We start from the raw sequence: 15,328 nt of genomic DNA on the forward strand, positions 1-15,328 counted from the left end.
ATTCTAAATGTTTTCAGCAATGTTTGGCTCAGTGGAGCAAGGAATCATCTATGCAATAATGGCACTTGGTGTGTATTTATCATTCCGAGTTTTAGATTTTCCAGATTTAACAGTTGACGGGAGTTTTGTAACAGGAGCCGGAGTTGCTGCCACGATGATTGTCCTAGGATATCATCCGGCAGCTGCTACGGCAGTTGCTATAGTTATCGGATTTCTTGCTGGATGTGTAACCGGCTTCCTACATACAAAAGGAAAAATAAATGCACTATTATCTGGAATATTGATGATGATAGCTTTGTATTCTATTAATCTACGCATTATGGGACTGACTTCTGAAAATTCCATTGGTCGTCCGAATATACCATTGTTAAATGCCGAAACGATATTTATTCAATTCCAAACTTTTTGGAGTTCTTTAGGTATCGATAGTAACATTAATCATTTTTTCAGCATGATGGGAGTTCAATACTTGCCTTCTACTTGGGGTACATTGTTCATCATGATCATTATCGTTTTACTCATTAAGTTTATCGTTGACTGGTTTTTAAAAACCGAAGTGGGTCTTGCAATTAGAGCTACTGGTGATAACAAGAAAATGATTCGAAGTTTATCTGCTAATACTGACACACTTGTAATTGTTGGTCTTGGATTTTCAAATGCACTAGTTGCTTTTTCAGGCGCTCTTATTGCTCAATATGCAAAGTTTGCTGACATCGGAATGGGAATCGGAATGATTATTATCGGACTTGCTTCAGTCATTATTGGTGAGGCTGTATTTGGTACAAAAACAATATTGCGAACAACCTTTGCAGTAATTGCGGGAGCTATTATTTATAGAATTGTACTAGGTCTTGCACTTAGAGTGGATTTACTTGATACAGGAGATATGAAACTAATTACTGCTGTTATTGTAATTTGCGCGTTGATTTTACCACAATACATTGAAAAGAGGCGGGAAAAAAATAGAAAAGCTAAACGCCATGCGGAACGGCAAATGGAACATGAACACTTGCTCTTAAGGGAGGGAAATGCCATTGCTAAAGCTCAGTCAGATTAATAAGTTATTTAATGAGGCAACACCAGATGAAAAAATTGCTTTAGATCAAATTAATCTAACGTTAAACCCTGGAGATTTCATGACTGTGATTGGTAGCAATGGTGCTGGAAAATCGACGATGCTGAACATGATTTCAGGCGCTCTTACTCCTGATTTTGGTGAAATTGAAATAGCAAATAAAAACGTTACAAAAATGCCGGAATATAAACGTTCACAAATGATAGGAAGGGTATTTCAAGACCCAATGGCTGGAACTGCCCCTACGATGACCATCGAGGAAAACTTGGCAATGGCTTATTCGCGAAACAAAAAACGTAGATTAAAAAATGGAGTTGACAATAAGCGACGAGAGTTGTTCCGGACATCACTTGAAACACTTCATTTAAACCTGGAAAATCGGTTGAATGCAAAAGTAGGAATGCTTTCTGGAGGGGAGAGGCAAGCGCTTTCTCTTTTGATGGCTACATTTACGCAACCATCTATTTTACTTCTGGACGAACATACTGCTGCACTAGACCCATCACGAGCGGAACTTATTACTAATTTAACAAAGCAGCTCGTTGAAAAGGATCGGCTAACTACACTAATGATCACACATAATATGCAACAAGCGTTAGACCTCGGGAACAGGCTTATTATGATGGATAAAGGACAAATCATTCTAGAAATTGAAGCAGAGGAAAAGAAAAAACTAACCATTGCTAAGCTAATGGACGAATTTCAACGCATTCGTGGCGAGAAATTAACTAGTGATAAAGCATTGTTATCTGTTTAACAATCTGTTGTTGTGTTTCGAAGCTTAAGGCGCTTTACTACTACTTTGCGGTTTCAGGACTTCATCTTACAAGAAAAGCGCCTTTTTTAATTTCTATCTGTCAAGACTCCAAGGAGAAGCTTTAATAGACGTAGAAGCTTACGTCTTTCATAAAGTATTTCTTAGGAAATAAATTGTTAGCAAGATGGAAAAAGGAGTGAAGTATATGAGCCGAGCTAGTTTTAAAGTGTTGGGGGAACCCGGATTAATAAAAGCTGAAGTGAATACACATATGAATACTGTTGTGATGGAGGACAACGAGTTAATACCTCATGAAATTCAGTTTGACAACCCGATTACTGGAACTGTTTATGGGACAATGCTGAATTTTAAAGGTGAACTTGAAAGATTAGGTGATGATGTAAATAACGAACCATATTTTTCGCCTCCTATCGCACCTGTCCTTTATATAAAACCTATGAATACGTTCAATTGTTATGGTGGTTCAATACCGATGCCAGTAGGTATATCGAAATTAGAAATGGGAGCGTCTCTCGGAATAGTTATAGGAAAGCAAGCGGTATATGTGGATGAATCTACTGCATTATCTTATGTGGCAGGGTACACGATCGTAAACGATGTTCGAATACCGCATGATAATTTATTTCGGCCAGCGATTCATTTTCAAGCAAGAGACGGTTTCTGTCCAATTGGGCCATGGATTATCGACCGTCATGTAGTAGATAACCCAGATAACATATCAATCCGCATATACATTAATGATAAACTCCAACAAGAAAATTCAACATCCAATTTAGTTCGTTCAGTCTCACGGTTACTTGCGGATGTGACCGAGTTTATGACATTAAATCCAGGAGATTTGTTACTCGTAGGTGTCCCTGAAGACGCACCGCAAGCAAAGGTAGGAGATAAAATTCGAATTGAAATTGACGGTATTGGTAGCTTAGAAAACGTAATTGTTGATGAAAGCGAGTCAAAATGGAGGAAACCGATTTGAGAAGAGCACGAGTAGCATATGGGGGTGCCATACATGAAGCGATTGAATGGGGAAATCAACTCAAATTAGCGGATGGTCGAGTAGTCAAAGAAGAGGAAATAATGTGGCTTACGCCGATAGAGCCTCGAACAGTATTTGCATTAGGGCTTAACTATGCGGATCATGCAGCAGAGCTTTCATTTGATGCACCATCAGACCCCCTTGTCTTTTTGAAAGGACCAAATACCTTGATAGGTCACCAAGCATATACACGTCGCCCAGCAAATGTCACTTACATGCATTATGAGTGTGAACTAGCTGTAATCATCGGTGAAACAGCTAGAAATGTCCAAAAAGAAGATGCCTATAAATATGTAAAAGGATACAGTGTCGCCAATGATTATGCGATAAGAGATTATTTAGAAAACTACTACCGTCCCAACTTGCGGGTGAAAAATCGAGATACATGTACACCATTAGGACCATGGTTAGTCGACGTAAAGGATATTGCCGATCCGATGTATCTAAGATTAACAACACACGTTAATAGCGAATTAGTCCAAGAAGGAACAACAGCAGATATGATTTTTGATATTCCATCGATTATTGAGTATTTAAGTAGCTTTATGACGTTGAGTGAAAATGATGTCATTCTAACAGGTACTCCTAAAGGATCGGTTAATACAGTAGTAGGAGATGTTGTTGTCACTGAAATAGAAGGAATTGGTCGCTTGGTAAATACGATTATCGGGGATGAGGCCTTTACAAATCGATAGTGCGAAAAGGAGGGTCTTGATGCCACATTTTATTGTCGAGTATACGGATAATATTAAAGGTGAGGCGAATCTTGGAAAGTTGTTTGAGGAAATTCATAAAGTGCTCATTACACAAAATAATGTTTTTCCAATTGGTGGAATCCGTTCAAGAGCAATTGAATTAAATGAGTACAGAGTGGCTGATGGTACGGAAGACGATGCTTTTGTTCATGCAGTCTTAAAAATTGGTGCCGGACGTTCAGAGGAAGTAAAAAAAGAAGTATGTTCTACAATATTTGAAATAATGAAGGCACATTTCTCCCCATTAATGGAAAATAGATATCTAGCCTTGTCCATGGAACTGATCGAATTTAGTGAAGCCGGTACTTATAAACATAATAATATTCACGCTAGATTTATAAATAAGTAGTAATCATCTAGTTCAATAGAGTGAAGTAACTAGTATAAAAACTAAGATAAACTGGAAGTATTTATCCAAAAATAGGAGGGAATAGGATGGGTGCACGAACTGGAAAAGAATATATAGAAGGCATAAAAAATCGGAAAACGGAAGTATGGATTCACGGAGAGAAAGTAGACGATGTAACAACACACCCAGCTTTTAAAAATGTTGTAGAAAGCGTAGCCGATCTTTACGATTTGCAACATGAGAAACAAGAAAAAATGCTATATACCTCACCTACATCCGGAAAAAAAGTTGGGCTTTCATTCATAACTCCTAAAACGAAAGAAGATCTGTTCAAAAGACGTGAAATGCATACCGAATGGGCAACTTTTTCTGGTGGTATGATGGGACGTTCTCCAGATTATTTAAATACAAGTATTATGGCATTCGGTACTGCTAACCAATTTTTTGCACAAGAAGGTGGAGGAAGTGACCAATTTGCTAAAAATTCATCAGACTACTATGAATATGCTCGTGAAAACGACATTAGTTTAACTCATACATTAATTCATCCACAAGTGAATCGATCTATGTTAACGCAGTCTGAACAAAAAGATCCTTATCTTTCCGCGCGTATTACGAAAAAGACTCCCGACGGAATAATCGTAAATGGCTGTCGACTTTTGGCAACATTAGGCGGGATTACGGATGAGATCGTTGTATTCCCTTCTACTATAAATAGAACACCTGGAACTATAGACGATCCATTTGCATTTGCATTTGCAATCCCAAATAATACTCCTGGTTTAAAATTTCTTTCTCGTGAATCCTTTGACTATGGTAAAAGCAAATGGGACCATCCACTAGGCTCTCGGTTTGATGAGAGTGATGCAATCATTTCATTTGAAGATGTACTTGTCCCGTGGGAAAGAATTTTTGTGTGTGAGAGTACTGATATTTGTAATCGTACGTATGCCGAGACGAATGCAGTTATCCATATGACGCATCAAGTTATTTCTAAAAATGTAGTAAAAACAGAGTTCATTTTAGGTGTAGTCATCAGTATGATGGAGGCAATTGGTATAGATAAATTCATGCATGTAAAAGAAAAAGCAAGTGAAATTATGGTTATTTTAGAAGTGTTACGCTCTCACCTATATAAATCTGAACACAATGCAAAAATTGATCAATATGGCAATATGACGCCAGACTTTGAACCATTAAATGCAGCGCGCAACTGGTTCCCAAAAATGTATCAGCGTATGCATGAAATCATAAAAATTCTAGGTGCATCAGGATTAATGGCGCTTCCAACTGAATCCGATTTCAGCAATACAGATGTTGGTCCATTAGTACATCGTTACACTCAAGGTGCAAATATAAATGGTGAAGAAAGAGTACAACTATTCCGCTTAGCTTGGGATATTTCCATAAGTGCGTTCGGTAATCGTCAAGCACTCTACGAATACTATTTCTTTGGAGATCCAGTGAGAATGTCAAATGCTTATTATGATGGTTTTGATAAGCAACCTTATAAAGACATGGTAACTAACTTTTTAAATAAAACGAAAAAAGAAGCCGGCATAATTTAAGCTTTTCATGCACTATATATTAGTTGAAAGGAGATGGAATTATGCACCAAATAAACAACGAAATAGATGATCGTCTGTACCGGAATGTGATGGGCAGTTTCGCAACAGGTGTAACAGTTATTACTACAAAAGTTGCTGATGTTGTGCATGGCATGACTGCAAATGCATTTATGTCTGTTTCCTTAAATCCTAAGCTTATCGCTGTCAGTATTGGAGCAAATGCAAAGATGCACCAGCATATAAAATATTCGAAGAAATTTGCTATTAACATTTTATCGTCAAATCAACTAAAAGAATCGAAGCAATTTTCGGGTCAGCTTCAATCAGAAACTGAAATAACATTCGTTACCTATAATGGATTGCCGATTTTAGAAGATACATTAGCTGTTATTACATGCGAACTGCATAGCGAATATGTAGTAGGAGACCATACGATTTTTATAGGTCAGGTTACTGGCGTTAAGATTGAACAAAAAGATCCACTATTATTTAGTCAAGGGAAGTATAGGGAACTAAAAGAATTACAGATATAACAATGGTTGGTACCTAGACTAAATAGATGAAAGAAGTTTACTTAAAAGGAGAAGATTCTATTGGCATACGAAGAAGCTAAAAAGAAGTTAAGAGGGTCCATTTGTCCTGTCGTTACACCGTTTACAGATAATGGCGAGATTGATGAAAAAGCATTCATTGATCTAATTGATTGGCAAATAGAAAGTGGAAGTCATGGAATTTCTGTAACGGGAACAAGTGGTGAACCAAGTTCATTAACAATCGAAGAAAGAAAAAGAGTAATGGCTCTAGCGAAAGAAACGATTGGTGGTAGGGTATTTTTTGCACCTGGCACTGGCTCTACTAATCATGATGAAACAATGGAGTTAACAAAGTATGCAGAAGAATTAGGTTCTGATGCTGCTATGGTTATCGTCCCTTACTACAATAGGCCTAACCAAGAAGCACTTTATCAGCATTTTAAAACAGTAGCTGATTCCGTTAAAATCCCTATTATTATCTATAATATACCAGGTCGATCAGCGGTAAATATGGAAGTTAGAACGATGAAACGTTTAGTAGAAGATTGTCCAAATATTATTGGAGTAAAAGAAGCAAATAAAGACTTCGAACACGTAAACCGGGTACTCCTAAACTGTGGTAGAGACTTCCTTCTGTTCTCTGGAATTGAACTACTTTGCTACCCTATGCTAGCAATTGGCGGTGCTGGATTTATTAGTGCCACAGCAAATGTAGAGCCAGTAAAAGTAGCAGAACTATACAACGCATGGAAAACAGGAGACGTTAAAAAAGCACAAGATCTTCATTTCGAATTAATGCCATTAAATGACGTACTTTTCAAAGACACTAATCCAGCTCCAGCTAAAGTGGCATTAGGTATGATGGGGAAAATAACGCCGAAACTTCGATTACCTTTGGGATTACCTTCAACTGAAATACAAGAGGAAGTACGTAAAACACTTATAGAACTTGATATTTTGCCGAAGGAAGCAGCTGTAAAATAAATTACTACAAAATTATCTTAAGAAAATAGGTGATGATAGTATGGTATCCTCCCATGAGTTAATTTCTATGAAACACGAAACACAAAAGGATATATCTCTATATATTAATGGAGAATTCACTTCCGCATTAAGAGGAAGTACATTTAAAAATATGAATCCATTTACTAATGAACAAATTAATGAAGTTGCTGAAGGTCAAACGGATGACATCAATAAAGCAGTTGCAGCTGCGCGCGAAGCCTTTGATCACGGGCCTTGGAAAACAATGAAATTAAGTAAAAGACTATCGTACATTTACCGTATTGCAGATTTGATTGATGAAGAAATAGAAAGAATTGCTTATTTAGAAGCACTTGATACGGGTCTTCCCATTAGTCAAACTAAAAAAATGGTGAGCCGCGCATCAGAAAACTTTAGATTTTATGCGCGTATGGTGGAAAATCGCTTAGTTGGAGATGCCTATCAAGTAGATGATGAATTTATCAACTACACAATTAATGTACCTGTAGGAGTTGCAGGATTGATCACACCTTGGAACGCTCCTTTCATGTTAGAAACATGGAAAGTGGCGCCGGCATTAGCAACTGGTAATACTGTTGTGTTAAAGCCAGCAGAACTTTCTCCACTTTCAGCAAATCTATTAGCTGAAGTGATTCACAAGGCTGATCTTCCAAAAGGTGTTTTCAATGTTGTACATGGATTTGGCGAAATAGCAGGTGATGCGCTTGTTAAACATCCTGATGTTCAGCTTATTTCATTCACTGGAGAAACAAAAACTGGTTCTACTATCATTAAAAATAGTGCAGATACACTTAAAAGTTGCTCAATGGAACTTGGTGGTAAATCGCCAATTATCGTATTTGAGGATGCAGATTTCGATCGTGCTTTAGATGCTTGTGTGTGGGGAATCTATTCTTTTAACGGTGAAAGATGTACTGCGAACTCACGATTATTTTTACAAGAAGATATTAAAGATAAATTCATTGATGCTTTAAAAAAACGTGTTTCTAATATTAGAGTTGGTGACCCGTTAGATGAAAATACGGAAGTAGGGCCACTGATTGATAGAGGGCATTTTAGTAAAGTGAAAAGCTACTTGGAAATTGCAAAAGAAGAAGGCACAGAAGTTGTAACCGGTGACATCCCAATGGAGTTTGCTAGAGGGAACTTTGTGGCACCGACGATTATACTAAATGCTAAAAACAACATGCGTGTTTCTCAAGAAGAAATTTTTGGACCGGTACTAACTGTATTGACATTTAAAGATGAGGAAGAAGCTATTAAGTTAGCAAACGAAGTCGAATATGGACTTGCGGGCTATGTATGGACGAATGATATTAAGCGAGGACATCGTGTTGCGCATAGGGTCGAAGCTGGAATGCTTTGGGTGAATGCACAGAACGTTCGTGATTTAAGAACACCTTTTGGAGGTTCCAAATCCTCTGGAATAGGACGTGAAGGTGGACATTACGGTTTCGGTTTTTATACGGAACAGAAAATTATTCATATTTCCATTGCTGATCATCATATACAGCAATTCGGGAAAAAATAGAGGAAGGAATGGTGAAAACGATGGATTTTTCAATCATTCGTATCGCGAGAACAGTTCTTCATGTAGTGGACTTGGAAGTATCAAGAAAGTTCTATGTGGATGGATTAGGCATGATTGAAACAGAAAGCGATGAAAATCATATATACTTAAGAGGTTTAGAAGAGCACTCACATCATAGTTTACTGTTGAAAAAAGCTGCTAAAGCCGTAGTAGAAGTACTCAGTTATAAGGTTGAAAAAGAAAAGGATCTGGATGAAATTGAAAAGCTTTTTATTTCTAAGGGCTTGAAAACAAAATGGATGGAGAAGGGGAAACAACATGCAATGGGTAGAACCCTTCGAGTCCACGATATATCAGGCATCCCCCTAGAATTTTTTGCCGAAATGACTACTGTTGACCGAATGCTGCAACGTTATGACCTTTATCATGGGGCAAAAATTCAGCGAATAGATCATGTAAATTGTGCAGTACCTCATGTTCAAACTGCCTATGATTTCTATGTGAAGGAATTAGGTTTTTTATGCTCTGAGTATACGGATACAGAAGACGGGAATTTGTGGGCTGCATGGCTCTATCGAAAACCTACTGTTCATGACCAAGCATTTATGAATGGTCCCGGACCAAAATTACACCACTTCGCATACACTCTAACAGATCGATTAAGCGTGCTTGATTGCTGTGATGTATTAGCGAGTATGGGGTATGCTAATTCGATTGAACGAGGACCTGGTCGACATGGTTTATCCAATGCTTTCTTCTTGTATTTGAGAGATCCAGATGGTCATCGTATAGAGCTTTATACAGGTGATTATTTAACTAGTGACCCAGATTTAAAGCCGAAACGTTGGGATTTAAATGATCCACTTCGTCAAACGTTCTGGGGACATAAAGCACCAGACCAATGGTTTAATGAAACAAGTACATTTATTGATATTGAAACGGGCGAAGAAATAGAAAGCAAAGAACCGTTTTTAGAACAAAGAAAACCAAAAATAATGGCTTAAGGACATAGCTCCATTAAATAATAAAGACTATATAAACCACCTATGAAAATGGTACCTTATCATTTTCGTAGGTGGTTTTCTCCGTATGTTCAATATCAGACACGAATTCAGCCATGTGTATCTAAACTTTCTGGCACTAACCGATTCATTTATTAGATTAAATTTAGAAAATTTTTATAAATCTATAGTATATCTTTTTAACAATGCTTACAATTAAAGAATTAACTTGTTCAGCTAAAGGGACAGTTTAGTTCAACAAGGAATAATGGTTAAGCTAGTTAATAACCTAATTAGAAAGTCATTCTAATATTAAAGTTTCTTCATCAATAGGAGTAAGACTTAAATTGTCGAATTACTATTTCAACCAAATTTATTAGGAGGAAAGCTGTGCGGAGTTTATTAGGTAAAGTGATTCTTATTACTGGAGGAAGTTCAGGGATTGGGCTTGCTACAGCCCTTTTAGTGGCATCTAGAGGGGCAAAGGTTATTATTAATTTTCATTCAAATGAGAGAGGGGCTATGAAGGCTGTCCAACTTATTCGAGAAAAAGACGGAGACGCTATTGCTATTCAAGCTGATGTTATGAAAAAAGTAGAAGTGAACTCAATGGTTGAACAAGCTCTTGCTACATTTGGGACAATTGATGTTTTGGTTAATAATGCTGGTGGTGGGATCCGTCAAAGCAGCTTTATGGATATGAGTGAAGAATTGTGGGAAGAAACGTTTAGATTAAATGTAAATAGTGTTCTTTTATGTTCTCAAGCCGTATTAAAACATATGATTCCGAAGAGGAATGGCAAAATCATCAATGTATCTTCAGCGGCAGCTCGAATTGGAGGGGCAGGAGAAAGTATTCACTATGCATCTACTAAAGGAGCAGTAAATACAATGACCATTGGAATGTCTAGAGAGCTAATTGAACATGGAATTGTCGTGAATGGAGTGGCACCAGGAATGGTAGAAACGCCTTTTCACGAGAAATTTGCTCCAAACGATAATCGTCTAGAGCGTATGGCTTCATCTGTACCAATTAAACGGGCAGCAACACCAATGGAAATAGCAGAGGTAATTGCTTTCCTTTCCTCAGATGCTTCAAATTACATACTTGGAGAAATTATAAATGTTAGTGGTGGAAGATAACTAAAAGTGCTATTGACGGTAGCAGATTGATTGGACCAATTAATATGGTTCTTATCCAAAGCTACTATTTCTCCAATTCGACAACCGGTAGAAAACATGAATTCAAAAATCGCTTTTTCAATTGGGGATTGACAGGATTCACGAAGATGTTCAATTTCTCGTTCGGTTAAATACTTGGGTATCCGGTTCCTTAATTTTGGAAGTTGTATTCTTACTAAGAGAGCCTTCTCATGAGACCAACGAAAAAATGATTTCATAATACGAAGTGCAAGACTGGCTGGTTTTAAATGCTTACAGGTTATAGCAAGATATTCCTTTAGTTGATATGTATCCATCAATGTCATCTCTACATCATTAAAATAATCAATTAGTAACGAAGACTGTAACTGGTAGGCTTTCAAGGTTTGTGGCGAAAAGCCCTCTATTCGCTTATCCGCTACAAACGAAGCCCATGCTTTTGACAGTAGCAATTTCATTATCCCTTAAAATATTAATACTAAAAGGATTATTGCCAACTTAATAGAATTATAGACATAAGTTGTGTTTTTACTAATGGGGCAGTTGGTATCAAATAAGTGTTGGTTGGGGAGTGAAGCGTATGATTTCAGAGTTAAAAAAGTTTGAATTCTTTAAGTGTAAAGATTTGTTATATGAGCAAGGTCAATTGGAAGCAAAAGCAGTAATTGAAGGAGTAAATCCAGGTCGTGTATTTGTAGATGATATTAATCACCCTATTTCTGGACTTATTTGGTTAGGTAATAATGATGGCTTTATCTTTATTGGGGATGAAAAAAATGAAGGGTTCAATAATGAATTAAACAATTTTATTGATAATATAATCATACCGGAAGCAATAAAAGTTGGATTAACTTGGTTTGAAGGTATTGGTAATCATAGAAAATGGAATACAACAATTGAAGAAGTGCTTAAAAGCCGTAAATTAGGAAGTTGGAATCAGAGGGTATATACGTTACAAAAGGATGATTATAAATGCAACTCTGAACTTGCCATTGATCAAGGATATAAGGTAGTGAAAATTTGTGAAACCCTCTTTGAAAATAATGATTTCTCAATAAAAAACATTGAATTTTTACACTCCCAAATTTTAGAGTTTTGGTCTTCTTTTGAAACGTTCTTTTGTGTAGGTATAGGATATTGTATGATTTATAAAGATGAGATTGTAAGTATTTGTTTTTCCGGTTTTGTCGTTGGAAATATACACGCTGTATCCATTGAAACTATAGAAGGACATCGAGGTAAAAAGTTAGCACAAAAAATAGCTAAATCTTTCGTAACCGATTGTCTAAATAATAATATTGTTCCATATTGGGATTGTATGGAATCAAACAAGCCGTCTATTGCAGTTGCAGAAAATATAGGATTCAAAAATGTATTTAACTATATAGGGTATGATTTTTCCTTTTAGGTAATTTTCACTTCAACTAACGGGTGCTTTAGTAAAAATTAGTGGTTGCTTAGGCAGTTCTTTTTTACTTACTGAGCTAACAGGGCAGGTTAATTGAATAAGAATGGATTCCAGAAGATCGTCATAAGAGTCGATCTTTTTTCTTTGTCACAATTTTCAATAAAATAGTTACTATTTGAAGCACGTTTGAACCTAATTTAAAGTGATAATATTTTATGAATTGGAAAAGCTAGTCTTAAGAAAGGAGGAACTGCGTATGTCTATGAAAAATTGGTTAACTGGCTTGGTCGTTTTGCTTGCGATGATAGTAGTTGTAACAATTCCGGGCCCACTCAGTGTATTTGCCGAGTCCGGCGTCGTAACACAGCCAATTGAGTCAGAGAAAGCGATTGAGGTCGAGTTGAATGACAATTACTTTAATCCGAAAGTTATCACTATTCCTAATGGAAGAACGACAATGCTGATATTGAAAAACAATGGTACGAAAAAGCACACCTTCACTGTGGAAAAGCTCGGAATTGACACCGAAGTCCAGCCGGGAACAGAAAAAACCATTACCGTGAACCCGTTAAATAGTGGTACATATGATCTGATATGTAGGTACCATTTCCAGGAAGGTATGATTGGAAAAGTAACAGTTAAATAACAAGCAGGGCCAATCGGGCCTTGCTTTTTTGTAGGCAATGAAATCTTATTTATTATTACCTAGACATCATCATAACAACTAACTTCCCTTCGCGAACAAATGTTCCTTTAAAAAGGGAAATGCTCAGTTTTTGTAAAGAAAAGAGGTAGGTGAGAAAAAGTTTATTCCCATATTCACTAGTGTTAATAGTAATAAAAGTTTGAAGAAAACAGGTAGCTGGAATCAATATTGGAAAAATCATAATAGTAATATTCTTTTGAGGAACAATAAATTGAGAAGTAATAAAAAAATGTAATAAAGCGAGGAGTTTTATGAAAAAGGTTGCAATGATTTTCCTATGTCTTCTTATATTAATTCTTCCATCACAAGTTTTTGCTCAACGTAAAGTACCTATTTTAATATATCATTCGATTGACGAATTTGAAGGGCATGGTTCTAAGGAGTTATATGTAACACCGAAGAATTTCGAGAAACAAATGATTTATCTAAGGGACCATGGCTACACATTATTAACTTTTGATCGATGGCAAGACATTAATAAAGTAAACAAACCCATTTTCATTACCTTTGATGATGGGTACAAAAACAATCTGAATGCATTTGATATCTTTCAAAAACTGAAAAACGAACATTTTAAACCAACTGGTACCATTTTTGTTATTTCTGACTTTATCGGTCGCTCCAACCGATTATCGACATCGGATCTAAAAATGATGGCTGATTCGGGGATTATCTCCATTCAGTCTCATACTGCTACACATCCTGATTTGACGAAAATAGAAAATTTCGAATATGAACTGAAAGGGTCCAAAGATAAAATTCAAAAAATAACAGGCAAACCAGTTAATGCTCTAGCGTATCCATACGGAATTTTCAGTAACAATGTCGTAGCAGAAACGAAGAAATACTATTTGTTTGGAATTACGACAACTCCTGAACTATTTTCTGAGAAGGGCATCAAGGACGAATTCTATCTTTTACCAAGGATCTATATTAAGTATTCAACTACTCTTGATGACTTTGCAAAGATCGTTGAAGGAGAATGAAGGTGATTACTATACTAGGTAATCGTTTTTTCTTTTGGAACCAAGGGAAAGTTGTAAAGTAAAATGGTTAAGCCCAAGTTGTTTTCAAATATCAGTTGGAACAAGCAATTTAGAGTTTTCAGACTACCTAAAATGAGTTCGTTCAGGTTAAATCAGACTGAGTTAATGATGTTATTAGGTGCGAGAACTTCGATGTGAGAACAATTGGGATACCAAGGATTCTCACATCATTTACATTTATTTAATGTAAGTATCAGTTTAACTTTTTTGAATACATTATCTTGTAATGTTCAATTAACGCGCACGTAAATTAAATCAAATCTAAAGTAGACAATTCATAGACTTTCATCCAGTTGTTTACGTCTAATGACCCTACTTATATTTATCTACATCTCTTTCATCTCATGGATTTTTTGCAAGGTATTAAGGTGCATTGATTTATCTTCGGGCGACTTAGCGAATTTATACCACTCCACAAGCCTGTATCCGAACATGGCAAGGATTAGTTCGTATATACAATGATCGGAAATATGGAACACATCCGCATATTCCGAAAAACCCCTGTAATACGCCGGAATGCATTTTTGGTAGTATTCAATCATTTGACAGACGTCCGCTTCATCCGTTATTAAACTCGCAATATCCTCGCCCATGTGCCCCCATCCGGCGGTATCCCAATCGATAAGTACTATTTTACTGTCCGAATAGAATATGTTTGCCACCCAAAAATCTCTGTGACAAAGTACTATTGGTAGCTTTTCAATTCGACTGAATATTTCGTCCACATTATTATCTATGTCTATGAGCATTTTACATAGGTGCTTAGGAATTTCGCAGTCATCGGAGCGAATGTAATTATACAAAACATTCCATGACCGATAACGCAGATAGTTGTTTTTCGTAAACTCAACCTTGCTTAAATTGGGCAAATTCTGCAATACACTTGGTCGTTCAGTGTACAATTTCCCTTGAAATCGTCCCAATTCCTGGGCTATGTGTTCATACATTTGCTTGGTTAGATTTAAGCCTGACACACCATCAATATATTCCATCCACAGTTGAATCTCATCGCCATTTATTTCGGCGTGATAACACTCCGGCCAACGGAACGAATCTAAGAAAACCTTTTTGAAATCGGATGCATAGAGGTCGTATTCTCTACGCCATGAATTCGGATCACCATAACGCTCAAATTTTTTCTGTGTTTTCCAAACCACTTTATACGGCAGATTTTCACCATCAGAAGTTTCAAGTGTGCCTGTTACAAGTCGAACAACTCCCACTGTCCCACCTTGCAACTCTTTTAGTTGATAATCTAAGTGAATTATCGTCTTGTCTAGCATTTTATTCAAAACAAGCGACAGCATTTCCTTTACATACTTTTCATCGTGGTTGTTCATTTCTTCTTTCCTCCCTTTTTACCCTTATGCCGCATG

At 36.7% G+C, this 15,328-nt stretch carries 16 protein-coding genes; 14 read left to right on the forward strand and 2 right to left on the reverse strand.

Features of this window, described 5'->3' with window-relative positions; translation table 11 throughout:
• The first annotated feature begins 7 nt into the window (after window positions 1-7).
• The 11 genes from FG382_RS19430 to FG382_RS19480 all read left to right on the forward strand — a co-directional run bounded on the left by FG382_RS19430 (window position 8) and on the right by FG382_RS19480 (window position 10,774).
• Complete coding sequence (locus tag FG382_RS19430; RefSeq protein WP_142540533.1) at window positions 8-1,057, forward strand: ABC transporter permease; 1,050 nt, start codon at window positions 8-10, stop codon at window positions 1,055-1,057.
• On the forward strand, window positions 1,035-1,832 hold the full coding sequence (locus tag FG382_RS19435) for an ABC transporter ATP-binding protein (RefSeq protein WP_142540534.1): 798 nt from the start codon (window positions 1,035-1,037) through the stop codon (window positions 1,830-1,832). The genes FG382_RS19430 and FG382_RS19435 overlap by 23 nt, the downstream gene beginning before the upstream one ends.
• 205 nt (window positions 1,833-2,037) lie before the next feature.
• The gene (locus tag FG382_RS19440; protein ID WP_142540535.1) at window positions 2,038-2,829 is read left to right on the forward strand and encodes a fumarylacetoacetate hydrolase family protein; all 792 of its coding nucleotides are present in this window, start codon (window positions 2,038-2,040) and stop codon (window positions 2,827-2,829) included.
• A complete protein-coding gene (locus FG382_RS19445; RefSeq protein ID WP_142540536.1) occupies window positions 2,826-3,584 on the forward strand; it encodes a fumarylacetoacetate hydrolase family protein in 759 nt (252 codons plus the stop codon). The genes FG382_RS19440 and FG382_RS19445 overlap by 4 nt, the downstream gene beginning before the upstream one ends.
• 19 nt (window positions 3,585-3,603) lie before the next feature.
• Window positions 3,604-3,993 carry a 5-carboxymethyl-2-hydroxymuconate Delta-isomerase gene (locus tag FG382_RS19450; RefSeq protein ID WP_142540537.1) on the forward strand — a complete coding sequence of 130 codons (390 nt, stop codon included), beginning with the start codon at window positions 3,604-3,606 and terminating at the stop codon, window positions 3,991-3,993.
• An 86-nt stretch (window positions 3,994-4,079) separates the two neighbouring features.
• The gene (gene hpaB / locus FG382_RS19455) at window positions 4,080-5,561 is read left to right on the forward strand and encodes a 4-hydroxyphenylacetate 3-monooxygenase, oxygenase component (RefSeq protein WP_142540538.1); all 1,482 of its coding nucleotides are present in this window, start codon (window positions 4,080-4,082) and stop codon (window positions 5,559-5,561) included.
• 62 nt (window positions 5,562-5,623) lie between these two features.
• A complete protein-coding gene (locus tag FG382_RS19460) occupies window positions 5,624-6,094 on the forward strand; it encodes a flavin reductase family protein (protein WP_142540612.1) in 471 nt (156 codons plus the stop codon).
• 60 nt (window positions 6,095-6,154) lie between these two features.
• Complete coding sequence (gene hpaI, locus FG382_RS19465) at window positions 6,155-7,078, forward strand: 2,4-dihydroxyhept-2-ene-1,7-dioic acid aldolase (protein WP_142540539.1); 924 nt, start codon at window positions 6,155-6,157, stop codon at window positions 7,076-7,078.
• Between the two features lie 67 nt (window positions 7,079-7,145).
• Window positions 7,146-8,630 (forward strand): 5-carboxymethyl-2-hydroxymuconate semialdehyde dehydrogenase, encoded by a 1,485-nt coding sequence (hpaE, locus tag FG382_RS19470; protein ID WP_373287592.1) that lies wholly within the window; start codon window positions 7,146-7,148, stop codon window positions 8,628-8,630.
• Window positions 8,631-8,650: 20 nt separating this feature from the next.
• Window positions 8,651-9,634, forward strand: a complete 984-nt coding sequence (hpaD, locus tag FG382_RS19475) for a 3,4-dihydroxyphenylacetate 2,3-dioxygenase (RefSeq protein WP_142540613.1) — start codon at window positions 8,651-8,653, stop codon at window positions 9,632-9,634.
• A 387-nt stretch (window positions 9,635-10,021) separates the two neighbouring features.
• Complete coding sequence (locus FG382_RS19480; RefSeq protein WP_142540541.1) at window positions 10,022-10,774, forward strand: SDR family NAD(P)-dependent oxidoreductase; 753 nt, start codon at window positions 10,022-10,024, stop codon at window positions 10,772-10,774.
• Here the strand turns inward: FG382_RS19480 and FG382_RS19485 are convergent.
• A complete protein-coding gene (locus FG382_RS19485; protein ID WP_142540542.1) occupies window positions 10,732-11,244 on the reverse strand; it encodes a site-specific integrase in 513 nt (170 codons plus the stop codon). The two genes, FG382_RS19480 and FG382_RS19485, sit on opposite strands and share 43 nt — an antisense overlap.
• Window positions 11,245-11,372: 128 nt before the next feature.
• On the opposite strand from FG382_RS19485, the gene FG382_RS19490 reads away from it, so the two are divergent.
• The 3 genes from FG382_RS19490 (at window position 11,373) to FG382_RS19500 (ending at window position 13,892) form a co-directional block, all read left to right on the forward strand.
• Window positions 11,373-12,200, forward strand: a complete 828-nt coding sequence (locus FG382_RS19490) for a GNAT family N-acetyltransferase (RefSeq protein WP_142540543.1) — start codon at window positions 11,373-11,375, stop codon at window positions 12,198-12,200.
• Between the two features lie 256 nt (window positions 12,201-12,456).
• Window positions 12,457-12,846 carry a cupredoxin domain-containing protein gene (locus tag FG382_RS19495; RefSeq protein WP_142540544.1) on the forward strand — a complete coding sequence of 130 codons (390 nt, stop codon included), beginning with the start codon at window positions 12,457-12,459 and terminating at the stop codon, window positions 12,844-12,846.
• A gap of 311 nt (window positions 12,847-13,157) precedes the next feature.
• Window positions 13,158-13,892, forward strand: a complete 735-nt coding sequence (locus tag FG382_RS19500; RefSeq protein WP_142540545.1) for a polysaccharide deacetylase family protein — start codon at window positions 13,158-13,160, stop codon at window positions 13,890-13,892.
• Window positions 13,893-14,278: 386 nt separating this feature from the next.
• Here FG382_RS19500 and FG382_RS19505 read toward each other — a convergent pair whose 3' ends face one another.
• A complete protein-coding gene (locus FG382_RS19505) occupies window positions 14,279-15,292 on the reverse strand; it encodes an aminoglycoside phosphotransferase family protein (protein ID WP_142540546.1) in 1,014 nt (337 codons plus the stop codon).
• Window positions 15,293-15,328: the final 36 nt, after the last annotated feature.

The sequence above is a fragment of the Psychrobacillus lasiicapitis genome (assembly GCF_006861795.1).
Lineage (GTDB): Bacteria > Bacillota > Bacilli > Bacillales_A > Planococcaceae > Psychrobacillus > Psychrobacillus lasiicapitis.